Annotated in this window: 23 protein-coding genes; 5 read left to right on the forward strand and 18 right to left on the reverse strand. The window is 29.8% G+C overall.

What is annotated here, in order from left to right; translation table 11 throughout:
- Positions 1-212: 212 nt before the first annotated feature.
- Positions 213-2,036 (reverse strand): lysophospholipid acyltransferase family protein, encoded by a 1,824-nt coding sequence (locus ETU10_RS01495; RefSeq protein WP_146309449.1) that lies wholly within the window; start codon positions 2,034-2,036, stop codon positions 213-215.
- Positions 2,037-2,237: 201 nt separating this feature from the next.
- Between ETU10_RS01495 and fbp the strand changes: the two genes are divergently transcribed.
- The gene (fbp, locus tag ETU10_RS01500; RefSeq protein WP_146309450.1) at positions 2,238-3,254 is read left to right on the forward strand and encodes a class 1 fructose-bisphosphatase; all 1,017 of its coding nucleotides are present in this window, start codon (positions 2,238-2,240) and stop codon (positions 3,252-3,254) included.
- Positions 3,244-3,705, forward strand: coding sequence for a GNAT family N-acetyltransferase (locus ETU10_RS01505; RefSeq protein ID WP_146309451.1), 462 nt, complete (start codon positions 3,244-3,246; stop codon positions 3,703-3,705). The genes fbp and ETU10_RS01505 overlap by 11 nt, the downstream gene beginning before the upstream one ends.
- 42 nt (positions 3,706-3,747) lie before the next feature.
- On the opposite strand, the gene ETU10_RS01510 is transcribed toward ETU10_RS01505, so the two are convergent.
- Positions 3,748-7,032 (reverse strand): TonB-dependent receptor domain-containing protein, encoded by a 3,285-nt coding sequence (locus ETU10_RS01510; RefSeq protein WP_146309452.1) that lies wholly within the window; start codon positions 7,030-7,032, stop codon positions 3,748-3,750.
- A gap of 119 nt (positions 7,033-7,151) precedes the next feature.
- Here ETU10_RS01510 and ETU10_RS01515 point away from each other — a divergent pair, with 119 nt between their 5' ends.
- Positions 7,152-7,448, forward strand: a complete 297-nt coding sequence (locus ETU10_RS01515) for a DUF3817 domain-containing protein (protein ID WP_146309453.1) — start codon at positions 7,152-7,154, stop codon at positions 7,446-7,448.
- Positions 7,449-7,514: 66 nt separating this feature from the next.
- Positions 7,515-8,528, forward strand: coding sequence for an AI-2E family transporter (locus ETU10_RS01520; protein ID WP_146309454.1), 1,014 nt, complete (start codon positions 7,515-7,517; stop codon positions 8,526-8,528).
- Between the two features lie 63 nt (positions 8,529-8,591).
- Here ETU10_RS01520 and rho read toward each other — a convergent pair whose 3' ends face one another.
- On the reverse strand, positions 8,592-10,268 hold the full coding sequence (gene rho, locus ETU10_RS01525) for a transcription termination factor Rho (protein WP_146309455.1): 1,677 nt from the start codon (positions 10,266-10,268) through the stop codon (positions 8,592-8,594).
- Between the two features lie 205 nt (positions 10,269-10,473).
- Between rho and ETU10_RS01530 the strand changes: the two genes are divergently transcribed.
- On the forward strand, positions 10,474-10,854 hold the full coding sequence (locus tag ETU10_RS01530) for a DUF4293 family protein (protein ID WP_146309456.1): 381 nt from the start codon (positions 10,474-10,476) through the stop codon (positions 10,852-10,854).
- Positions 10,855-10,916: 62 nt separating this feature from the next.
- On the opposite strand, the gene ETU10_RS01535 is transcribed toward ETU10_RS01530, so the two are convergent.
- From ETU10_RS01535 to ETU10_RS01605, 15 genes are all read right to left on the reverse strand, one after another.
- Positions 10,917-11,690, reverse strand: coding sequence for a UbiA prenyltransferase family protein (locus ETU10_RS01535; RefSeq protein WP_146309457.1), 774 nt, complete (start codon positions 11,688-11,690; stop codon positions 10,917-10,919).
- The gene (gene ruvC / locus ETU10_RS01540) at positions 11,687-12,253 is read right to left on the reverse strand and encodes a crossover junction endodeoxyribonuclease RuvC (RefSeq protein ID WP_260391882.1); all 567 of its coding nucleotides are present in this window, start codon (positions 12,251-12,253) and stop codon (positions 11,687-11,689) included. Before ruvC ends, ETU10_RS01535 begins: the two co-directional genes overlap by 4 nt.
- A gap of 5 nt (positions 12,254-12,258) precedes the next feature.
- Positions 12,259-13,617 carry an orotidine-5'-phosphate decarboxylase gene (pyrF, locus tag ETU10_RS01545; protein WP_146309458.1) on the reverse strand — a complete coding sequence of 453 codons (1,359 nt, stop codon included), beginning with the start codon at positions 13,615-13,617 and terminating at the stop codon, positions 12,259-12,261.
- A gap of 41 nt (positions 13,618-13,658) precedes the next feature.
- The gene (locus tag ETU10_RS01550; RefSeq protein WP_146309459.1) at positions 13,659-14,693 is read right to left on the reverse strand and encodes a glutaminyl-peptide cyclotransferase; all 1,035 of its coding nucleotides are present in this window, start codon (positions 14,691-14,693) and stop codon (positions 13,659-13,661) included.
- Positions 14,694-14,699: 6 nt separating this feature from the next.
- On the reverse strand, positions 14,700-15,548 hold the full coding sequence (gene lgt, locus ETU10_RS01555; RefSeq protein WP_146309460.1) for a prolipoprotein diacylglyceryl transferase: 849 nt from the start codon (positions 15,546-15,548) through the stop codon (positions 14,700-14,702).
- Positions 15,545-15,793 (reverse strand): membrane protein insertion efficiency factor YidD, encoded by a 249-nt coding sequence (gene yidD / locus ETU10_RS01560; RefSeq protein WP_146309461.1) that lies wholly within the window; start codon positions 15,791-15,793, stop codon positions 15,545-15,547. Before yidD ends, lgt begins: the two co-directional genes overlap by 4 nt.
- A 168-nt stretch (positions 15,794-15,961) precedes the next feature.
- The gene (locus ETU10_RS01565) at positions 15,962-18,142 is read right to left on the reverse strand and encodes a peptidylprolyl isomerase (RefSeq protein WP_146309462.1); all 2,181 of its coding nucleotides are present in this window, start codon (positions 18,140-18,142) and stop codon (positions 15,962-15,964) included.
- 148 nt (positions 18,143-18,290) lie between these two features.
- Positions 18,291-18,548, reverse strand: coding sequence for a DUF6952 family protein (locus tag ETU10_RS01570; protein ID WP_146261416.1), 258 nt, complete (start codon positions 18,546-18,548; stop codon positions 18,291-18,293).
- The gene (locus ETU10_RS01575; RefSeq protein WP_146309463.1) at positions 18,529-18,843 is read right to left on the reverse strand and encodes a thioredoxin family protein; all 315 of its coding nucleotides are present in this window, start codon (positions 18,841-18,843) and stop codon (positions 18,529-18,531) included. The genes ETU10_RS01570 and ETU10_RS01575 overlap by 20 nt, the downstream gene beginning before the upstream one ends.
- A 23-nt stretch (positions 18,844-18,866) precedes the next feature.
- Positions 18,867-19,505, reverse strand: coding sequence for a peroxiredoxin (locus ETU10_RS01580; protein WP_146261418.1), 639 nt, complete (start codon positions 19,503-19,505; stop codon positions 18,867-18,869).
- 217 nt (positions 19,506-19,722) lie between these two features.
- A complete protein-coding gene (locus ETU10_RS01585; protein WP_146261690.1) occupies positions 19,723-20,346 on the reverse strand; it encodes a 7-carboxy-7-deazaguanine synthase QueE in 624 nt (207 codons plus the stop codon).
- Between the two features lie 53 nt (positions 20,347-20,399).
- Entirely contained in the window at positions 20,400-20,975 is a 576-nt protein-coding gene (nadD, locus tag ETU10_RS01590) for a nicotinate (nicotinamide) nucleotide adenylyltransferase (protein WP_146309464.1), read from the reverse strand.
- A 17-nt stretch (positions 20,976-20,992) separates the two neighbouring features.
- Positions 20,993-22,702, reverse strand: coding sequence for a single-stranded-DNA-specific exonuclease RecJ (gene recJ, locus ETU10_RS01595; protein WP_146309465.1), 1,710 nt, complete (start codon positions 22,700-22,702; stop codon positions 20,993-20,995).
- A gap of 89 nt (positions 22,703-22,791) precedes the next feature.
- Complete coding sequence (purE, locus tag ETU10_RS01600; protein ID WP_146309466.1) at positions 22,792-23,307, reverse strand: 5-(carboxyamino)imidazole ribonucleotide mutase; 516 nt, start codon at positions 23,305-23,307, stop codon at positions 22,792-22,794.
- A complete protein-coding gene (locus ETU10_RS01605) occupies positions 23,304-24,428 on the reverse strand; it encodes a 5-(carboxyamino)imidazole ribonucleotide synthase (RefSeq protein ID WP_146309467.1) in 1,125 nt (374 codons plus the stop codon). Before ETU10_RS01605 ends, purE begins: the two co-directional genes overlap by 4 nt.
- Positions 24,429-24,498 lie beyond the last annotated feature (70 nt).

The raw sequence follows: 24,498 nt of genomic DNA on the forward strand, positions 1-24,498 counted from the left end.
TAATACGATAAATATATAAAATTTAACGATAACAATTTAGTGTGAAAATAAATTATTAGAATTTTATAAACAACAATTAAATATTGAGTATTATTTAGCTAAATAAGCTAAAAATTAAAAAACTTATGTTTTGTTAATAAGATTGTTTAGTAAATATTATTGTTTTAAAATTAAATGACAAAAATTTTAGTTAAAAAATATTTAATAATATATTAACTACTAATTTTTTCTTTATCCATTTCTTTTTGTAATTCATCGAGAACTGGTTTAATCGTATCACTAGGAATGTCACTTATTCTTATATACATTAATCCATCAATAGCATCATTAAATTTAGGATCTACATTAAATGCTATTACTCTAGCGTTTTGTTTGAAGTATTTTTTTATAAGTACAGGTAATCTTAAAGAGGGTTCTAATTCGTCTATTAATTTGTCAAATTTATTCAAATCATTTTCAGCCGCGCCAAAAAAAAGATCTTTTTCAGTATCATTTAATTTTACTTTAAATTCATTTTTTGGATGTACAAATTGCGCCACGTAAGCATCGTAATAATGCGAGCGCATAAACTCTACCATTATAGATTTTGAAAAATTTGAAAATTGATTGCTAATGCTTACTCCTCCAATCAAATATTTATAATAAGGATTTCTTAAACATACATGAACAATTCCTTTCCATAGTAAAAATAACGGCATTGGTTTTTGCTGAAATTCATTCATTATGAATGCACGTCCCATTTCAATACTTTTTCTAAAAAAAGGTTGTATTTCTTGGTCATATTCAAACAATGAAGCTGTATAAAAACCTTTAATTCCATGTTTTTTGTAGATCTCCTCTCCCATTCCCATTCTATAGGAACCAACTATGGCTTGTTTTCCACTATCCCAAAGAAAAAGATGTCGATAAAACTGATCGAACTCATCTAAATCAAAAGCTTCATTGGTTCCCTCACCTACTTCCCTGAAGGTTATTTCTCTCAACCTGCCAATCTCTCTTAAGATATTAGGGATTTTTTCGGGTTTTGCAAAAAAAACTTCGTATTGATAATTGGTAAACAAATCACAATTAAATTCTCTAAGTAATTCTATTTCTTTTAAGATGCATTCTTTTGGAGTTTCATCTATGATAGGTTTCTGTTTGGCAGAATTCGCCGATTTCATCATTGTTGCGACTGAAAGAAATCTTAAATTTTTAAATGGATCTTTATTAACAGTGTAAAAAGATTTTAGCATATACACTTTACTCCTTATAAAGTTTCCATATTCTTTAATTGTAGGATAATCATTTTGCTGTTTAACGGAAATGGATTTCCCTATTCGTATTTGTATCGGTTTCTTTCTTTTCCTAACCATTTCAACCGGAAGCATTGCCGTTTGTAGATCCGGGTGAATGTCATACATTTTATAAAAAAAATTGCTGTTTTTTGCGTGAAAATAAATAGGAATAATGGGCACTTTTGCCATTTTCATTAATTTCAAACTACCTTCTAGCCATTCCCTATCTTCATATTTTTTTGTTTTTCTATTGTAATGCGAAACTTCTCCTGCAGGAAACATTGCTATGCAATGATCTTGCTTTAAATATCGTAAAGCTTCCATAATTGGCGTTTTGTTATCAAAAACATCTTTACGTGTTTCAAATGGGTTAACGGGTATAATTATATCTTTTAAAGGTTCTATTTTTTTTAGTAAAAAATTAGACATAATCTTAAAATCCGATCTTCGTTCAGAAATAATTTTCATAAGTATTATTCCGTCTAATGCCCCTAAAGGATGATTTGAAACTATGATAAATGGTCCGCTTTCGGGAATTCTTTTTAAATCTTCTTCATGTATTTTATAGGTTACTTTTAGTTCGTCTAAAATTCTCTGATATGCTTCTTGAGCTGTTAAATTTTTTACTTTATCATATATATTATTGACTTTATTAAGTCTTAGAATATGCATTAATACCCAAGCCAAACTTTCCCCTAAAAAGCCAAATTTATTTAGTTTTAAAACATATTGTAAATCTTTAATAGATATTAAGCTCATTGTTTATTAATTTTATATTCTATCTCCATCGTTTCTAAACTTTTTTCTTACTAATTGTATCATTAATTAAACATCTAAGCAAGATTTTTTTAAAAACGCTACTGATTCATAGGAATATGAACAAATATATAACAATTCTATTTATAACTAAATAACTACTTAAAATTTGAATATATTTGAAAAATTCATAATTGAATTAAAATGATAAATACTAAAACTAAAAACCCACAAACCTTAGGTGAATTTATTATTGAGAAACAAGCCGATTTCCAATATTCATCTGGAGAACTTTCTAGACTCTTAAGCTCCATAAAACTAGCAGCTAAAGTAGTTAACCAACAAGTTAATAAAGCTGGTTTGGTTGATATTGTTGGTGCTATGGGGAATCATAATATCCAAGGCGAAGAACAGCAAAAACTAGACGTTTTTGCTAATGAAACTTTTATAGCTGCGCTCAATAATCGAGAAGTGGTATGCGGAATTGCTTCCGAAGAGAATGAGGACTATATTAAAGTTCATGCTAAAAATAATATTAGTTTAAGCAAATATGTGGTTCTTATTGATCCTTTAGATGGATCTTCAAACATTGATGTAAATGTTAACGTAGGCACCATATTTTCTATTTATAGAAGAACATCTTTAGAAGGTTCCGTTCAGGCAGAGGATTTTTTACAACCTGGAAAAAACCAAGTTGCTGCTGGATATATCGTTTATGGTTCTTCTACCATGCTTGTTTATACGACAGGAAATGGGGTTAATGGTTTTACTTTAGATCCTTCCTTAGGTACTTTTTATCTTTCACATCCTAACATTCAAATACCTAAAAATGGAAAAATTTATTCTATCAATGAAGGGAATTACATAAAATTCCCACAAGGCATTAAAAACTATATAAAATATTGTCAAGAAGAAAATGAAGATCGCCCTTATACCTCTCGATATATTGGATCGTTAGTGGCGGATTTTCATAGAAATCTATTAAAAGGTGGAATATATATTTATCCTTCGTATTCTAATGCGCCTAAAGGTAAATTACGTTTGTTGTATGAATGCAACCCCATCGCTTTATTAACAGAACAGGCCGGTGGCAAAGCTAGCGATGGATTTAATCGTATATTAGATATAACTCCGTCTGAATTACATGAACGCACGCCTTTTATTTGTGGTTCTAAAGAAATGGTTGAAAAAGTTGAATATTTTATAAAAAATGCAAAATAAATCTGAGGAAATATCTCTAAAAATTAAAAGATTTAATGAATTGTCAATAACTGAGCTTTATCATTTATTAAAACTTAGAAGTGAAGTTTTCATTATTGAACAAAACTCTATATATCAGGATTTAGATGACAAAGATTTAAAAGCTTATCATATGTTAATATATATAAAAAATGAATTGGGTGCATATTCTAGAATTCTACCTAAGAATATTTCCTTTACTGAAGCTTCTATTGGAAGAGTTGTTGTAAAAAACAAATTTCGTTCCATTGGTTTAGGTAAAATACTTATGAATAAATCAATTGAAAATTTATACAATCTTCTAGGTAAACAGCCTATTAAAATAAGTGCTCAATTTTACGCCACTAATTTTTATAAAAAATTAGGTTTTGAAGAAATTGGAAAAATATATTTAGAAGATGGAATTGAACATATAAAAATGCTAAAAAAATAATTTTAAAAAAGGTCGGCTATAAATAAGCCGACCTTTTAAATTTTAAGGATTTAAGGGGGTTGGAATTAGTTGATTACTTTCCTTAGTCTTATCGGTTTCAATTTCCGTATTTTCTTTTTTCATATTTTTAAGTTTTCCAAAATTATACGATAATTTTATATAGTATAATTGATTTTGATTCCTTTGATAAAAATTGGTTAATAAATTCGGATTAGTAATCTGTGCTTTTAATTTAGTTGGGCTAAATACATTATTCATCCCTAAAGAAACTTTTAAATTCTTATTATAGAAAGATCTTGATAATTCTATATTAGAATAATTTATCGGCTGTTGTGATTTATATATTTGGAAATAGCCATCCTTGGAACTGAATAAGTAAAATCCAGTTAATTTAATTTCTTTAGGAAGAACAATTTGAGTATATAAAGCATAAAACCACATAGGTTTCACTTTATCCATATAAGGATAGTCATCAATCTTATAGTAATTATACATTGTATAAAAATAAAAGAAACTCATTTTATTTACATTCATGGGTTCATCGAAAAACTTTTTCCCTTTAGTAATTAACTCAAACGGAACTGGAACTCCTAAGGATATATTATAACTATTAACTCCGTTATAAGTTTTAGTTGTTTGATTTACCACTAACGAATTTGGTGCGTTCTCATAACTCATAAGGTTAATGCTTTTTGAATGAGTATATTGAAAACCGAGTCTTAAATAATTGAATGCGCTTATAGAAGCTTCATAATTATCATAATAATTGGGTTCTAAAAATAAATTACCCGTAGTGGTATTGTATTCATCATAATACCCAGTAATATTTGGATCTAAGCTAGTATAAGAAGGAAGCGAAATACTTTTCCTATAGGAAGCATTAAAATTGATGGTTGAATTAAGCCTATACAATAAGCTAAATGATGGGTAAAATTTTTCTAATGAATGTTTTGATTTTTGTAAGCTTTCTTTTATTTTACTAGTATATTCTAAGTTTTCATATCTTAAACCAGCGGTTATACTTAACTTATTAAAGTTTTTGCTTAACTCCGTATATAATGCATATTGATTTTCATCATATTTAAAATCCATAAAAGTATTGTAATTTGGATTATCAAATATTAATGGTGAGCTATTTAATAAATTATATTTCCCTTTGCTTGAAGAGCTATTTAATGAAAATTTTCCACCCGCATTTATTGTTAAATCTAATTCATGGATAGGTATTTCAATATTTGACTTAAGATAAAAGTTATCTGACTTTGAATCGATTTCATTTATTGAATAATCATATATACCTAAATTATTTTGTATACCTCTATTTTGCAAATTTTTATTGAAATTAGAGTAATAAGCAGTAATATCAAATACTTTCCCTAAACTATCAATTTCTGTTCTGTACTTTGCAATTATTTCATGGTTCGTATTATCATTTTTAGAATTGAAGTTATTTATAAGATTTAAATTCCCTGAATTATCCATACCTGATAATACGCCCAAATTGGAGTTATTATCATGGCTATAATTAAAATTATAGTTTATAAGAATATTACTTCTATCATTTAAACGAATATTTGCGGAAGGTCTAAAATAGTAGAAACGATTGTAACTGCTATTATTATTATTTTGATTCATTAAAACAGAGGGTGAAAAAGAGGTAAACTCTCTATTATAAGAAGTTAAAGTTTCATTTTCTCTATAACTAAAGCCTGAGTTTAGCTGTAAACCTACAGATCCTTTACGGGTATTTAAACTGATAGATGGACTAACAATGTTTTGTTTATTAAAACGATAGTTCACTGTTGCCGTACCATTTAATCCAAGTGATGCTCTTCCATTGGTAACTATATTAATAATCCCTCCCCCAGTATTAGCTTCATAAGAAGCTCCAGGATTAGAAATTATTTCTATTTTTTCAATCGAACTTGCAGGCATTCCTTGCAATAATCCTTCCAAATCAGAACCTGACAAACCGGTAGGTGAATTATCTATATATATAGCCATACTTTTACCATTAACGGTTAATTCTCCCCCATAACCTTTAATAACACCTGGGATTTTAGTTAATGCTTCTTCTGCATTACCCCCTGAAAGTAACTCATTATCTTTCACTGAATATGTGGTTTTATTCGCTTCCACTTTTATCATTTCTTTTTTTCCACCTACTACAACCACTCCTTCCATATTTGTTATTTCGCTATTGCTTAGAGTATCCGGAACTTCCCCTATATTTCCAATATTATTCATGTAAACATTACCTATAAGTAAGGTATCAGGAAGACTTTCTACAACATCAAAGTCTATACTTTGAGTTTGATGGCCTATAGCAGATACTAAAATTCTAAATTTTCCTGGTATTTTAGAAATCGTATAACTATTATAACACTTAGCTGTGTTAAATGTTTTTACATCCTTGTATAAGGAATCATATTTGTATTGAAATTTAATTTCTTTATTTAAATCATCTGTTAAACAAGCATTTGTTTTACTATCAACTATTTTAAATATGAGATTTAGAGTTGATTCGTTGTTTATATGAACATTAGATTCTAATGGCTTTTCCTCACTCTCATGATTTTTTATAGAATTATCAATAGGAGTGTAAACATTTGACGTTTCATTTTTATTTAAAATAGGAAAACTTGACAAAGGTTTATATTTATTGCTATGGTTATCTACATTCCACTTCGTGTTAGGATTTGAGGAAAGTAATTTATCTTTATCATATAAATAAATATTGTCATCATTATTGTTAAATGGAGTGGGTTTTAAAGTACTCGACTTTAAACTTGGAAGAGTAGATATACTATCTTCACCTATGCTTTTAGTATATTGTATTCCTACAGTAGAATCCTTATCTCCTATCTTATCTTGATTTTGTTTGGGAATCTCTTTAGGTTTTAGATATTCCTTTTTACCACTCACGACAATCCCTTGGTTCTTATTGAACTTGTTTTTCTTCAACATTTGTTGATTATTGGGAAGGTTAACATAAACTTTGCCTAGATATAGCGGACCTAATGTTTTTTCTTTAACATCAAAAATAATTTCTTGAGTTTGATATCCTGATACTGAAATTAATATTTTAAATCTACCTGTTTTTTTAGAAATCGTATAACTATTAAAACATTTATTTGTAGTAAATGTTTTAATATCCTTAAATAAGGAATCATATTTATACTGGAATGTAATTTCTTTATTTAAATCGTTACTTAAACATTTTTTAGTTTTAGCATCAACGATTTGAAAGATTACGTTAATTTTAGATTGACTTTTTCCAGCAAAAGGTAATAAAAATAATAAAAAGAAGATAAAATATTTTTTCATACTCGAATTTCTATATAGTATTCATATAAATTAAGCCATTTTCGATACAATATTAATCATTCATAAGCGAATAATCAAATTATAATTCTAAATTTGTAAATTGATGGTATATTCGTACTATGAATAATAATAATAATTTAGATAAATATTTTAAATTAGTTTGTTATGCTGAAGGATTTAGTTGCTTTCTGCTTTTTCTTGTTGCTATGCCTTTAAAATATATGTTTAATACTCCTATTATTATGATTCCATCGGGAATTATTCATGGATTTTTTTTTACGGCGTACTTAATATTAGCTGTTTATGCACGCAAATTGTATAAGTGGGACGATGAAGATTTTGTATTTGCTTTAATGTCAGCCTTCTTTCCTTTTGCAACTATTTGGGTTGAAAAAAAATTAACTAAACTGAACTAGCATTATAATAAATTCAACCGTTTTTTTACATTTTAATTTTATATTTACATCAAATTTAAATACACAATGGTTGATAAAATAAGCAAAAAAACTATACATCAAGTTCTATTTATTGTTATATTATTGCTACTATTTACCTTAATATTCAGCCAACTGGTAATATTTCTACCAAGTTTATTAGGCGCTATTACTTTATATACCCTATCTAGAGATTTATTTTTAAAACTGACTGAAGAAAATAAATGGAATAAATGGTTAACGGTTTTTTTAATCTTTGTATTAGCTTTTATACTTATTTCAGCTCCTGTTTATCTTATTATAGAACTAACTTATTCCAAAGTATCAACAGCTATTGCATATTCCAAAAACTTAAATGATTCTATTCTCAAAATTATGCACGATTTACAAACGAAGTATAATTTTGATCTCTTAAGTAAAGAAAATCTTTTAAAAGTTAGCAGTTGGGCTGGAAAATTTATCCCCCAAATACTCAATTCCACTATAAATATAGGTGTAGTTTTTGTATTTTCTATTTTAATTTTCTTTTTTATGATTATGAATATTCGTAAACTAGAGAGTACTTTAACCCAATGGTCTCCTTTAAAATTAGAAAATACTTTAAAATTAGGAAATCGTTTAAAAAGAATGATATTAGCCAATTCCATTGGTATACCAGCCGTAGCATTAATTCAAGGTATTATAGCAACTATTGGTTATATAATGATTGGTTTAGATAACTTATGGTTTTGGTTTGCTGTAACCACATTTGCTGCAATGATCCCCTTAGTTGGGGCAGCCTTAGCCTATCTACCCATAGGAATTATATTATTTACTTCTGGCCAAACCTGGCAACCTATATTTATTGTTTTATATGGATTTATTATCGTTGGGTCTTCTGATAATATAGCTAGATTTACCTTATTAAAAAAGTTAGACAACGTACATCCATTAATTACAATTTTCGGAGTAATTTTTGGAATGAAAATATTTGGTTTTTTAGGTTTAATCTTTGGACCTATATTATTATCAACCTTTTTTCTTTTATTGAATGTTTATAATGATGAATTTACTAACCGTTAAATCCAAACAGTTATTAATTTACAAACATTCCTAAAAATCTCTTGAATAAATAAGAACTATAACTTATTTATTCATAGTAAGTAAAAATTCTTCGTTAGAGATTGATTTAGATAATCTATTTTTTAAAAATTCCATAGCCTCTAAAGAATTCATATCAGCTAAATGATTTCTTAGAATCCACATCCTTTGTTGGGTAACTGGATCTAGTAAAATATCATCCCTTCTCGTGGATGACGAAACTAGATCTATAGCAGGATAAATTCTTTTATTTGCAATTTTTCTATCTAACTGCAACTCCATATTTCCTGTTCCTTTAAATTCTTCAAAGATAACTTCATCCATCTTAGAACCCGTATCAATAAGAGCCGTCGCTATAATAGTAAGAGATCCTCCTCCTTCTATATTTCTAGCTGCACCAAAAAATCTTTTTGGTTTATGTAAAGCATTGGCATCTACACCTCCTGATAGTACTTTTCCAGACGCTGGAGATACGGTATTGTATGCCCTGGCTAGTCTTGTGATTGAATCTAATAATATTACAACGTCATGCCCACATTCAACCATTCTCTGCGCTTTTGAAAGAACAATATTAGCTACTTTAACATGTTTTTCTGCAGATTCATCAAAAGTAGAAGCAATAACTTCTCCTTTTACACTTCTTCGCATATCTGTCACCTCTTCCGGTCGCTCATCTATAAGAAGTACAATCATATATACCTCTGGATGATTCATAGATATTACATTTGCAATATCTTTCAATAAAAGAGTTTTTCCTGTCTTGGGTTGAGCCACTATCATTCCTCTTTGTCCCTTTCCTATTGGAGAAAACAAGTCTACTACGCGAGTGGAAAGCGTTGCTCCTACACCTGCTAATTTAAACTTTTCTTCTGGAAATAATGGAGTCAAATGTTCAAAAGAAACCCTATCTCTAACATAAGAAGGCTCTCTTCCATTTATTTCAATAATTTTAACTAAAGGAAAGAATTTTTCTCCTTCTTTAGGCGGACGAACTTCACCTGTAACTGTATCTCCAGTTTTTAATCCAAAGAGTTTAATTTGAGATAGTGATACGTAAACATCGTCTGGAGAGGATAGATAATTAAAATCCGATGAGCGTAAGAAACCGTAACCGTCTTGGGTAATTTCAAGCACCCCTTCCGCTGTTATTATGCCTTCAAATTCATACTCTGAAGATCTATATTTATTGGAATGATTATTATTGGGTTTATTGTAGTCGTTGGGCTTTCTTTTCTTTTGAAAATTATTTTTTTCTACATCATCTGTAGTTTTTCTTTCTTCTTTCTCTACTGTTGGTTTTTGAAAATGAGTGCTACCAGAATTCTTTTTTAAAATAACTTGAGAACGTCTTGCCTGCTGACTTTCTACAATAGTTTCCTCAGGAAATCTATCTTTTTTTTCTTCAATAGAAGAACTTTTAATATTATCTTCTACATTTATATTTACTTGTTTGGGATTTGAAGGCTTATCTTGAGACTGTTTAGATACAATTCTTTTTCTTTGAGATTTATCTTCTTCAAGGACTTTATCATGATTGGTAGATTCTTCTGAAGTAAAATTATGAGATTCTGAATTATCTATATTTTCCTCATTTTTTTGTTTAGATAAAATAGATTCTATTAAATCTGCTTTTTTTGACCCTGAAGTTTTGATACCTAATTTATTTACAATCTCTTGCAATTCAGCAACCTTCATTGCTTTTAGCTTCTGTTCCTCAAACATATATATGTTAAATAAAATGATTTAAATGTTGTTATTATCGTAAAAAATAAACTTGATTAATTTGTTTTTTGTTCAAGACAAAGTAGTGACTTTCTAATTTATAGAATATACTGTACTAATCTTTAGTAGTTTGTAAGGCAATATTACAAAATATTTTATTAAAACACGAATTTTTTTTATATTTGTAGCTTTAAAACTATAAATCTTGATTCAGAGAATTCAGAGTATTTTTTTAACGATTACTGGAATATTAAGTCTTGTTGCTGGATTTATTACTGACCTTATTCCTGATGATTGGATAGATATGTGTCTATTATTTTTGATTGGTTTATTGTCTTTCTTTTCTCTATTTAGTTTTAAAAAGAGAAAAATACAAATGAAAATTAATTATCTAAATATAATTATCAACGTAATGTTAATTAGTTATATGGTTTACCATCTACTAAGCTCTCCTGGAGGAGTTCTTTCTCCTATGAAAGGTGTTGAATTTTTTGTTCCGGTTCTGCTGATTATTCTGCTTGCCATGGCAAATAAATATATCAATAAGGACGAAAAACTTATAAAATCTGTAGATAGATTCCGTTAAAACTCATAACAACTTTTTAATGAGTGCTAAAAGCCGTCATAAAAATTATGACGGCTTTTTACTTATTTAAATATATATAAGAGGAGAAGTGGAAAGCTTGAACAGGCTTCAACCCAAAAACGCGTATATAGATACGCTTGTTTACAATTCGTAAAATAAACCATAACCATTGCTATCAGGCAACTAATTCCCCAACTAATTTTATAAGCAGTGTATATATATGAATTGAGGCTATAAATTAAAATTATACATGAAACTACTAAGCTAAAGTAAGATATGCATTTACTCTTCTTAATACCTATCCATTTGGGAATCGTGAGTATTTTATCTTCTCTTATATCATAAACATCAAAGGGTATAGTTATTCCAAATACAAATAAATACACAGATATAAATAATCCAATGGAAAAATCTATTGCGTTACCCATCCAAAATATGGCATAGGTCCACACAAATGATATTATAAATATTTTGAGTAAAGAGATAGACCTAAAATGTAGCTTTAATATTCTTGAATTGTACATTAAAACTAATACTGATAAAATTATAGTATGAGCTATAAGCCTGTATAAGTTATTTTGTTTAAAAAATAAATATACAACTGTCCCTATACTTAAAATGAAGATATATAAAGATCTATGATTTAAAGTTTTAGTTTTCCATATTTCATAAAAGCATATGAAATTATAGGCTGCCAATGAAGAAAAAAAAAGTATTAGTTGTTTATTTAAATCTATTTGATGATTAGCTAACCCTAAAAATACGGATAAGGCGGTAATCATTAATGATACCCATATTTTAGTATTTACAAGAAATTCCTGTATAACTTTTATCACTTACTTACCTTCTTTGGATTATTTTTTACAAAGGCTTCCCAACCGGTATAACTTTTTTTATTTGCTAATGAAGAAGTACCACTATTTAAAAAATGACATACGGCAAGCGCCAGACCATCTGAAGCATCCAGATATTTTGTCGGAAATTCTTTTAAATTTAATAGGGTTTTAAGCATTCCTGCCACCTGTTCTTTGGAAGCATTCCCATTACCGGTAATTGCCATTTTAACTTTTTTTGGCAAATATTCTGTAATTGGAACTTCTCTTAAAAGTCCAGCCGACATAGCTACCCCTTGCGCTCGTCCTAGTTTTAACATGGATTGCACATTCTTCGCATAAAAAGGTTCCTCAATCGCTAGTTCATCCGGATGATAGGTATCGATTAAAGCGAGTGTTTTATCAAAAATTTTTTTAAGTTTTAAAGCGTGAGAGTCAATTTTATTTAAAATTAATTCATCAATACAAACTAAATCCATTTTTTTGTTAAGAACACGAATCACCCCATAGCCCATTACATTCGTCCCAGGATCAATGCCAATAATTATTTTTTCCACTAATAATATTATAATTAAAGCGTTGCCTCATAAAATCTCCAGCCTTCCTCTCTATATTTTTGGGCTTCCTCAACCGGATTAGCAGATTTATAAATCCCTCTACCTACTATTATGAAATCTGTGTAATATTCTCTAAATACCTTTTCTGGGGTATTAAATTGCTGGCCTTTTGAATCGCCTTTTGAATCTAGATTTACTCCTGGAGTAAACAACAATAAGGAATCTGGCAAAGAGGATTGTGCGACACAACCAATGACTTTAGAGTTTTTTTCTGATATTTGTATCGCTTTTTGTTTATAAGTAACATCGGTCAAAGTTCCTTTGGATGACATCTCAGCTATAGTAACAACCCCTATATTTTCACTAAATACATTTAAACTATTCTCTCCAGCAATTACATGAGAAGTAATTAAATCTGCCCAATCTGATATTTTATAGATCCCTAGTTCAAATTGCAATTGTTGTGTATTTCCTATATCCCCAAATTTCCTATCTTCAAACAATAAAAAATTCTTTTCTTGGGCTATAGATTTTAATTCATTTATATAATCTACAGAAAAATCAGTAAGGATATCTGTATGCAACTTTATTGCTACTACATAATCTCCAATTTTTTTTGCTAAATCTAAAATTTCAGAGGTGTGCGTTACATCCAACGATGCAATTAAGTTTGACTTCTTTTCAATTGCAATACTTAAAAGTTTTTTTGCTACCGGATGTTCTTGCAATTCTTTTTTCTCCTCATATTTTAATCTTGGCTTTTTAGAAATAGCTAAAGAATTACCATTTAAAAAATCTTTAATCTTTAAAACTTCTTTCTCTTTTAACAAGTTATTTTTATATAAAATATCTATTACGTTTTGGATGCTAAATAGTTTATGTACTTTATATCCTTTTTCATTCAATAGTTCAATTCCTCCCTGTTCTCTATCTAAAACTACTACTATATCTTTTACTTTTAATCCTTCTCTTTCAACCTCTTCAATAGTTTCAAATAAGCTTTTACCACTAGTTATTACATCTTCTACAAGCAAACAAGTTTGTCCTACCGTAAAAATACCTTCGAGCATTTTTTTGGTACCATATCCTTTATTTTCTTTTCTTTTGATAATTAATGGAATCTCAGATTCTAAAGACATGGCTGTCGCCATAGGCAAGGCTGCATAAGGAACACCACAAATGAGTTGATAATTAGGTTCTTGTATTTCTTCTAATAAAAGTTCTGATAATTCTTTAAGCAAACTTGGACTTGAGGCTAAAGGTCTCAAATCTATATAAAAGGGAGATTGTATCCCGCTTTTTAAAGTAAATTCTCCAAATTTTATAATCCCTAATTCATACGATTTTAACAAAAATTTTTCTTTATCAATCATTTTTACTTGTTTATTTTATATAAAATGAATTTTTTTAATTTCTAATCTTGGAAAATAACTTTATATATTTTTGACCAAAGCTTCCCGGTTATTAAAAAATGGTTTTCCTCTACATGTGCTATTCCATTTAATACAGCATCAGCATTGGTTTGGTTTTTTTTAGCTAAATCAGAAAAATCTGCTTTTGCTACTACAACCCCTGTTTTTGGATCTATGGCTAATATAATAGGTTGTTCAAACACATTGGCATATATAAGCCCATTGGCATATTCCAGTTCATTGAGATTAGAATATATTTGATTGTATCCTATGGCAGAAATTGTTCGTTTAAGATTAAAATTTTGATCGTAAAATTTTAACTTTGAAGAACCATCCGATACCACAATGTCATCTCCAATTGTGGTAGCCCCCCATCCTTCTGATAGATTATTGGGATAAGGTTGTTGCTTTTCCAATTCAAAGGTTGCTTGGTTATATATTAATAAAGTTTTTTCTCTCCAAGTTAACAAATAAAGTTTATTGTTTAAAACAGCAAAACCTTCTGCAAAAAATTGCGGCGCAAGGGAAATGCTTTGTTTAAATGTTGTCTCCCCTAAATGGTAACGCACCAATTTAGATTTTTCATACAAACCTGAACTTTCAGTTATAACACCATTTTTGTAGGTAAATCCTTGTGTAAACAATTCTGGATTGTGTGGATATTCTTGGATAATTGAATAATTAAATTCTTTTTCTTTTACGTTTGAATAAATGTTAAAAACAGTCTCAATCTCTTTTTTATGATTCCCGTTATAGTTAACATTTACCACTAGAGTATTCGCTCCTAAAGTTGAGTTTGTAGAATCTAATATGATGTTATTACTCTCATAGTCTTTACCATTTAATTTTACTGTATACGAATCTATGGTACCATCTTCAGAACTTATTTCTAAAGGGAGCTTATCTCCCATGTGTAACCCTTTATCACTTAACTGATCAAAATTTGTACTTATACTTATTTTGTTAGAATCTTTACATCCTATAGCTACCATAAGTAATATAGTGCCTATGATTAATTTATTAACAAATGCTTTCATGATATATTATTTAGAACTATAAATACGATTTTTTGAAGTGAGTAGTATATAAATGCCTACCAATATAAAAGGAATACTTAACCATTGACCTGTATTTAAACCAAACCAATTGATATATTCCTCCCCTTGTGGTTCTTTAAAAAATTCAACTATAAAACGGATACCGAAAAGCACAATTAAAAAGTAACCAAATATCCAGCCTAAAAATTTTTTCTTATTGGTTTTAAAATATATAAATACAAGAGAGAAGAACAAAATTAAATACCCAAAGGCTTCGTACAACTGAGCCGGATGTCTTGAAACTCTTTCTCCATACTCATGAACATCTTGTTGCATAAATAATACTGACCAAGGCAGATCTGAAGGCTTCCCTAAAATTTCTGAATTAAAAAAATTACCTAAACGTACAAACATACCTCCGATAGCCACAGGAATTACAATCCTATCTAAAATCCAAAGTAAATTTCTTTTTAAATATTTTTTATTGTAAAAGTATAAGGAAATTACTATACCAATGGCGGCACCATGGCTTGCCAATCCAGAAAATCCTGTAAATTGAAATTCAGGCTTAGTTCTGAAAGGTAAAAAAACTGCCAATGGATCTTCTATAAATAGTTCTTTTTGATAAAATAATACATGTCCTAAACGAGCTCCGATAATAACGGCTAAAAACATATATATAAACAAGGGATCTAATAACTTTTGATCTTCATTGTCTTTTTTAAAAATTTTACTCATAAGATAGAAACCCATGCTAAATGCAATCACGTACATTAGACTATAATATCTTAAAGTAAAGCTTCCTATTTGAATTCCAATACTAGGATCCCAAATAATGTGTAATAATTGATTCATTTACTTTTTTTATTTTTTTTTAAAGGTACTGGATCATAACCTTTTCCGCCCCAGGGATGACAGCTAAATATTCTTTTTAAACCTAACCAAAACCCGCAAACCAATCCATGCAATTTTAATGCCTCTAGCATATATTGAGAGCAAGTGGGGGTAAATCTACAATTGGATCCTAACCATGGCGATATAGCTAACTGATAAAATCTTATGAATAGAATGAATGGAAATATGGTTATTTTCTTAATCATGCCCAATTTCTCGTACAAATATAATTCTAAAATTAGGTTTATATTTATTTTAAATTAACTTTATTTAAAATATAGCTCTTAAAATATGAATTAAAATTTTAAATCTATATTATAAAAAAACTCTTTTTAAAGTTTAAAAAGAGTTTTTTTATGTTATTATGTAAGGTTTTAATTTCTTGGGTTAGAATTTAAAATATCGGCTCTATAATCATCAATTTTTGCTTCTTGATATAGAGTTTGTAAAAGTAAGTTTGGCATTTGTTGAGAGTAAATGTTCATCAATTGCTCTTTAAATGTTTTCTTATCTCCACTATCTCCTTTAGTAATAGACTTTGTTATTATAACATATACCCCAGCTTTTCCTTCAATAGCCTTAGATTTCTCATTGGGTTTAATACCAAAAGCTGCTCCCCCTACTTTAGGTTCAAAAGAACCTCCTATGGAAGGATTGTCAAAAGTAATGTTTGCTTGTTCTTTTGTCGTTTGAAAATCTTTGGCTAACTGGTCTAAAGATTGGTTAGAAGAATTAATTTTATCAGCTATAATTTTCCCTAACAACTCATTTCTTACAGTTGTTTCAATTTGCTTTCTAACTATTGAAGGATCAGCTAAACCTCCGCTAAATAATGAAGATACTCTAGCAACTATATATCCTTGATCTCCGGTGATAAATAATTCTGTGTCTCCTAAATTTCTTTTAGAATTAAAAGCCCAAGCAATTATATCAGAATCTTTGTCAGTACCCAGTCCTTCCAACATAGTACCAAAACGTAATATTCCTCTTTGCTGTTTAGCATTGAATTTTTGAGCTTTAGCTACGTTATGAAATTCTTGTGAAGATTTTCCGTTGATATTTTGAATAAATGTATTGGCTTGTTTTCTAACTAAATCTACAGTTGCTTCAGAAGGTTCAATATTCTTAGCTATGTCAGCAAGTTTATATACAGTTCCGACTGGTTTTCTATCTGTGATTGCAATCACAAAGTATCCTTCAGGAATTTCAACCACTTCATATTTACCTAGAGGCGAACTTTCAAGCACCCTTTGTAAGCCTTTATATTCCCCTTTAAAATCTTGGGCAGTTGTTAACTTTATTACACCACCATTGCTTGACACTCCAGGATCGTCTGAATACTGAACTACTAATTTAGAAAAATCATTAGGGTTAGCATTTAATTGTTGAACTAACTGATCGGCTTGCGCTTTGGCTTGTTCTTTTGTTCTAGGTGTCTTAGGTTTTAGTTGTGAGCCTGAATCCGTGAAAGATATTAATATATTTTTACCTTGAATAGAATCTACATTTTTCTTTCCTATTAATTTAGAGTAAACATAAGCCCCACCATCTTCATAAACTGATGAGACTTGCCCTATGGCTGCCGTTTTTACCCAATTTTTAATTGCTTGTGCCAACTGTTGTTCAGTTCTATATATTGGATTGAAATCATTATCAATCAATTGATCTGAGCTTAGCTTAGATATATACAAGGAGTCATTTTTAACAGCTCCAAAAGCTTGTATCGTATCACCATCAATAATTGTATGAGTTAACAACTTATTCAATTGATCTAAAATTTGTTTTTTATCCGAGGAAGAGGCAGTTCCTGGAAAATATACATAATCCAAAGTTCTATTTTCATCTATTTTAAATAGAGTTTTATGTGCATTAATATAATTTTGCAAATCTTGATCCGTAACTTTTACAGGATGTTTGCTTTGGTATGCATTATAATCAACTTTTACATATTCTATGTTTGCAGAATTCACTCTATTTCCTAACAAAATATCTACTTCATTAGCATTGGTTAATAACCCTGCTCCATAAGAACCAAAATATTGTCTATACATGGCTTGTACACTCAAATTATTTTTAAGTTCTAGAAATTGCTGATACATCTGGCTTAACTCGGAATTGGCATTTTGGTTCTGCTCAAGTTGTTCAAATTGTTGTTTTATAAGTTGAACATTTATATTGCCATTTTTATCTTTATATTGAGGAGAATTAAATATGTTTGAGTTTCTTGCTGCATTCCAAATCATATCGTCTGTTAATATAAACCCTGAACTATTAAATTTTTGTTTAATTAATGAGTTTCGAACCAGAGTGTTCCATACCTGTCCCTCTAAAAAATTTAATGGTACTTGACCTTGATATTGATTTTGAATAAAGTTTAGTTGATTATTATATTCTTGTCTAGTTATCACCTGATTGTTTACCTTCCCGATAACATTAGGATCTTTACCTCCCAATCTGCTCCAATCGATTCCTCCCAATAAAAATAATAGCAGTGCCACTGCTACAAATCCTATTAATAACCCGTTTCTTTTTCTTATTTGTCCAAGAATAGCCATTTAATCTTATGTTTATTATTTTTTTAATTTACGAAAATACAATTTCAATATGAATTACAAAAATATTATTTCAAATGAAATAGTATTTTAAATAAAAATCCCTTAAAGAATTTTTACTTTAAGGGATTTTTATTTTACTTTCTATGAATTATTTATCAATAGAACCTAAAACTCTTTTCATAAAAGCGTTTAAAGCTTCTTTTTGATCCATTCCTTCTTGTACCATTTTATGAACCTCTATAGCTCCGTACATATTAGAAATTAATTCTCCAATTACATCAATTTCTTCATCTTTCAACCCTGGTGATTCAGTAAGATCTTCCAAAGTTTCAATCGTTTCATTCACATAATCTTCATCATTTTTCTCAATAAATTGAGTTAAATGTTTAATTACCGGTAACTTCATTGACTAACTCTTGTAAAGGTTCTATTTTGTTTGTTTGTATTTGATTTACTAATTTACCATCTTTAAAAGCTGCAAATGTAGGTAAGTTGGTAACATTTGCCAGTTTTCTAGATTCCGGAAATTTTTCAGCATCTGCGATCACGAATGGAATGTTCTCATTTTCAGCAGCTATTTTTTTAAATTTAGGCTTCATAATCTTACAATTCCCGCACCATGTGGCAGCATATTGAACTAAAACAATGGGTGAATTTTGTACAATTTCTTGAAGGTTATCTTGATCTAATTCTTGTACCATAATAAGTTTTGTTTTAAAATTAATTAATGAGAAGATAAATAATCAGCTACACCTTTTCTATCTGCATGCATTGCTTCTTTACCTTCTTCCCAGTTTGCCGGACATACTTCTCCGTATTTTTGTACGTGAGCGTAAGCATCTATCAATCTTAAATACTCTTGAACATTTCTACCTAAAGGCATATCGTTAACACTCTCGTGAAATACTTTTCCTTCTTCATCTATCAAAAAAGTTGCTCTATAAGTAACGTTGGATCCTTCTATAATTACTGTATCATGATCTTCGTCATAAGAAGACGATTGAATATCAAGAATACCTAAAATATTGGATAAGTTTCTTGTAGTATCTGCTAAAATCGGATACGTCACTCCTTCAATACCCCCATTGTCTTTAGGTGTATTTAACCATGCAAAATGTACTTCATTGGTATCACAAGATGCTCCAACAACTAAAGTATTTCTTTTTTCAAATTCTGATAACGCTTCTTGAAAAGCATGCAATTCTGTAGGGCAAACAAAAGTAAAATCTTTTGGATACCAGAACAACAACACTTTTTTATTTTTTTTTGTAGCTTCTTCAAACACATTAATCTTTAGATCATCTCCCATATGATCCATAGCATCTACTGAAATATTTGGAAATTTTTTACCTACTAGTGACATAAGATAATTTTTTTTATTCTTTTTACTTATCGTAAAGGTACAAATTAATTGACTATTTAATTCTCAATCGATGATTAATCTTTTTTATACAAGAATAAAAAAGTTTTATAAGAATAGGTTTAACAATTTAATAAAATATAACAATCCACTATACAAGTATAGATTTATTCTATTTCAAATGTTTAAATAGATTTATTCCCTACTATTTTTTTAAGAGTTAAGGTATGTTTAAATATTTATGAGTTTGTAAAGAAATTTTCCATTTTGGATTTTTCATTACATAATCTATAATTTTAGGAGTCATTTTTTCTCTATTGCTCCATTCCGGTTGTAAATACAAAAGAGCTTCATTATTTACTTTTTCAGCTTGCTCCTCTGCAAAAATAAAATCATGTTGATTATAGATAATCATTTTCAACTCATGTGTTTTTTCATAAATCTCCTTTAGTGGTAAGGAGTTTTTTTTAGGTGAAAGGCAAATCCAGTCTATCGTTCCGCTCATAGGATAAGCTCCAGAAGTTTCGATGTGTATCGTGCATCCCAATTCCTTTAATATTGAAGTAAGTGGGCTCAAATTCCACATCAATGGTTCTCCTCCAGTTAAAACAATAGTTTTGGAATGTTTTACTGCCATTTTAGCTATTTCTTCTGCTGAACTTACTGGGTGTAAATCAGGGTTCCAACTTTCTTTCACATCACACCAATGACAACCAACATCACAACCTCCAATACGAATAAAGTAAGCACTTGTCCCCGTATGTCTTCCCTCTCCTTGTATGGTATAAAAATGCTCCATAATAGGAAGTGATAATCCTAGGTCTAAGTCCGATTGCTCATTCATTGATTTCATAATTCAAACAGTTAAAATAGTTAGTAAAGGTACAAAAAGAATGATTATTTATATAGATTGCTTCCATCGATATACTTATATACTTCTGGTGGCAATAATGGTCGGATATTTTTTTTGTTTTTTATGTATTCTCTGATTAATGTTGATGATATTTCAATTTTAGGTGCTGCAATTTTCGACATCTTAGGATGTTCTAAAGGAATGGTAGTATATTCATGACTTCTTGGATAGACGTAGACTTCGTAACGTTTTAATATTTCTTCGTAGTTCTTCCACTTAGGAAAGTGTATCCAATTATCTTCCCCCATAAGCAATACAAATTTTTTATTTGGATGGGTTTCTTGTAACGCTACAAGAGTATCTATGGTGTAAGAAGGTTTAGGCAATGAAAATTCCACGTTGGAAGATTCAAACTTAGAGTACTTTTCGATTGCTAAATTTACCATTTCTAGCCTATGGTGATCCTCCAACAAAGTAGATTTATTTTTAAAAGGATTGTGAGGGGTAACTACAAACCAAACTTTGTCTAAATCTGTATTTTCTACAATGCTATTGGCTAAAATTAAATGTCCAATATGAACAGGATTAAAGGAACCAAAAAATAAACCTATCTTCTTCATTTGTATGCTTAATGAAATTATTCTTCTTTAAATAATACATCTTTAATTTGCAATTGATAGAATGTTTTTCCTTGCCAAAAATTTTCATACAGAGAAAAAACCATATCAAAGGGATATTTTTCAAATTTATGGATTAAATGTCCCATTTTAAAGGCTATTACTTCAAAAGAGTTTTTAAGATTATCTTGAAAAACTGTCATTTTTAAATGCTCTTTTTCTCTTCCCATAAGAGTAAAATATCCTCCAAAAGATACATTTTTAGCAAGGAAAACGGGTCTTAAATTTCCTGGTCCAAAAGGTTCAAAGTAATGAATTAGTTTAAAGAACCGCTTGTTTATTGATTTTAATGAAATTTCTTCATCGATTTCTATGACCGGTGTTCTTTGATTTTCTTTGATAGTTTCTTTAACTACTGTCTCAAATTTTTCTTTAAAAGGAATAAAATTTTCTTTTTTTAAAGTAAGTCCTGCAGCATACATATGACCTCCAAATTGTTCTAAATACTCAGAAGTACGTTCCAAAGCACTATAAATATCAAAACCAACTACACTTCTGGCAGAAGCTACCAAATCATCATTTTTACCCTCTGTAAATACTAAGGTGGGCCGATAGTATTCCTCGATCAATCGAGATGCTACAATCCCAATTACTCCTTTGTGCCAATTTTTGTTGTAGACAACCGTAGAATAGCTTTCTGTCTGCCCAGTTTTTTTTATTTCGAGTATAGCTTCCGTGGTTATATTGGCATCTAACTCTCTTCTCTCATTGTTTAACTCATTGATTTGTGAATAAATCCTGCGAGCTTCTATCTCATTTTTAGAAATTAACAATTCTACCGCATTATGCGCATGGCTAATTCTACCGGCAGCATTAATTTTTGGAGCTATTCCAAACACAATATTACTAACCGAAAAAGTTTCTCTAACTTCTTTTGGTAGAAAAAATTTCAATCCTACTCTAGGTTTTTCAATCAACTGTCTCAAACCAAAATAGGTTAGTATTCTATTTTCCTCTACCAACGGAACAATATCCGCCGCTATACTTATAGCTACCAAATCTAAGTAGGAATATATATCAGGGGAAGAAATATTTTTTTTTTGTGACAGTGCCTGCATTAATTTAAACCCTACTCCACATCCACTCAAATGTTTGCAAGGATATTCACAATCAGGTCTTTGGGGATCTAAGTTTGCGACTGCTGGCGGTAGAATTTCCCCCGGCAAATGATGATCACAAACGATAAAGTCTATTTGATTTTCTTTTGCATATAAAACTTTCTCCACTTCCTTTATCCCACAATCTAAAGTTATTATAAGAGAAAAATTATTTTCTATGGCATAATCCACTCCTTGGTAAGACACTCCATAACCTTCCTGATACCTGTCTGGAATATAATATTCTACCTTTTCGTAAAAAGAATGTAGAAACATATAAAACATAGCTACGGAAGTAGTTCCATCTACATCGTAATCACCATAAATGAGTATTTTTTCTTTTTTTTCAATCGCAAGCAAAATTCTTTCTGTTGCAATTTCCATATCCTTCATCAAAAAAGGATCGTGTAACTCATCTAAAGAAGGTTTAAAAAATGATTTTGTTTTATCAAAGGTATCAATCTTTCTTTGTAACAAAAGACAAGCAATTTCAACAGGAAAGTTTAACTCTTCTGCAAGCGTATTGATTTGATCTTTGTCAGATTTAGATCGTAGAACCCATCGATTTTGCATAGCTCACAAAGATACTCATTTTCAATGAGTCTGATAAATGAGTAGTAGAATATTTTAAAATAGAAGGTCAATGATAACAGGTTTAAAACTTATCCATCGTAATCGTTAGGGAATCTTTTTTTTACTTTTTCAACCGCTTGAAGAACTTTAATTTCATTTACTTTTCTGAATTGTTCTAACTTTTTTGTAATTTCTTCTGAAAAAGGAGAAAGCATTCGGGCGGCTAAAATACCTGCATTTTTTGCAGCATTTAAAGCTACAGTTGCCACGGGTATACCATTGGGCATTTGTAGAATAGATAAAATTGAATCCCATCCATCAATTGAATTTGAGGATTTTATAGGTACACCTATCACGGGCAATGTGGTTTGCGAAGCTACCATCCCTGGAAGGTGAGCCGCTCCTCCGGCTCCAGCTATTATTACTTTTAATCCTCTTGCATACGCAGATTTTGAATATTCAACCATTCGATCTGGAGTTCTATGTGCAGATACAATGGTTAATTCGTAAGGGATTTCCATCTCGTTTAAGATTTCTACGGCTTGTTCCATGACAGGTAAATCACTGTCGCTTCCCATTATAATTCCTATTAAGGCTGCGCTCATTGGGCTATAACTTTAAATTTTGATTTTATAAAATTAATTTTTTCAACTATTTCTTCCTTATTCTTCCCTAGTACGGTTACATGCCCCATCTTTCTTCCAGGCTTAGTGATGCGTTTACCATACAAATGCAAATACGTTTGGGGCAAAGAAATTAAATCTTCTATACCTACATACTCTGCTTCCCCTTCTTGTTTGGGATCACCGAGTACATTGACCATGGCAGAGCACTCTCTAATACAAACATCACCCAGGGGTAAATTTGCCAATACTCGAAGCATTTGATCGTATTGGGAAGAATTATTGGCTTCTATGGTAGTATGTCCACTATTGTGTACCCTTGGAGCTATTTCATTAATAATTACCGAATCATCTTCCAACAAAAACAATTCTACACAAAAAATTCCGGGTGTATTTAAAGCTTCTATGGCTTGTACACTTATATCTTTAGCAACTTCTTTTATTTTATCCTCAATTTCTGCTGGGGATAAAAGATAATCCACAAGGTTTAAAGTCTCATCAAAAACCATTTCTACCACGTCAAAAACGCAAGATTGCCCATTTTCATTTTTGGAAATTATAACGGACAATTCTTTTTTTATTGGAACAACATTTTCAATAACCGAAGGCTCATCCCAAACCTGTTGCAAATCCTCCGCATTTTTTATAATTTGTACTCCCTTTCCATCGTAGCCTCCCACCCGTAATTTTTGTACAAAAGGGTATTTTAATTGAGGATGATTCAAAAGTTCGTTACGATTCTGAACCGTATAAAAGTCTGAACTAGGCAGATGATTCTCTTTGTAAAATTCTTTTTGTAACCCTTTATCTTTAATTAATTCCAAGCATTCTGGACTTGGTATAATTTTTTTTCCTTGATTTCTCAATTCTTTTAAAGCCTCTACATTCACATTCTCAATCTCTATACTAATAACATCTTTATCTTTTCCAAAATTTAGTACAGATGTGTAGTCTTTAAAGTCTCCAACGATAAAAGAATTTTTAAAAATTGAACATGAAGCTTCGGCATCTGGCTCTAAAAAACCGATGGTATATGGATAATTTATAGCATTCTGCATGAACATTCTTCCCAATTGTCCTCCACCTAAAATTCCTATTTTCATTACTCTTTATTATTTACACACAAATATAAATAGTTTCCTACTTGCCTACCCACTATTCTTACGGATAATT

This window comes from Apibacter muscae (genome assembly GCF_007845595.1).
GTDB lineage: Bacteria > Bacteroidota > Bacteroidia > Flavobacteriales > Weeksellaceae > Apibacter > Apibacter muscae.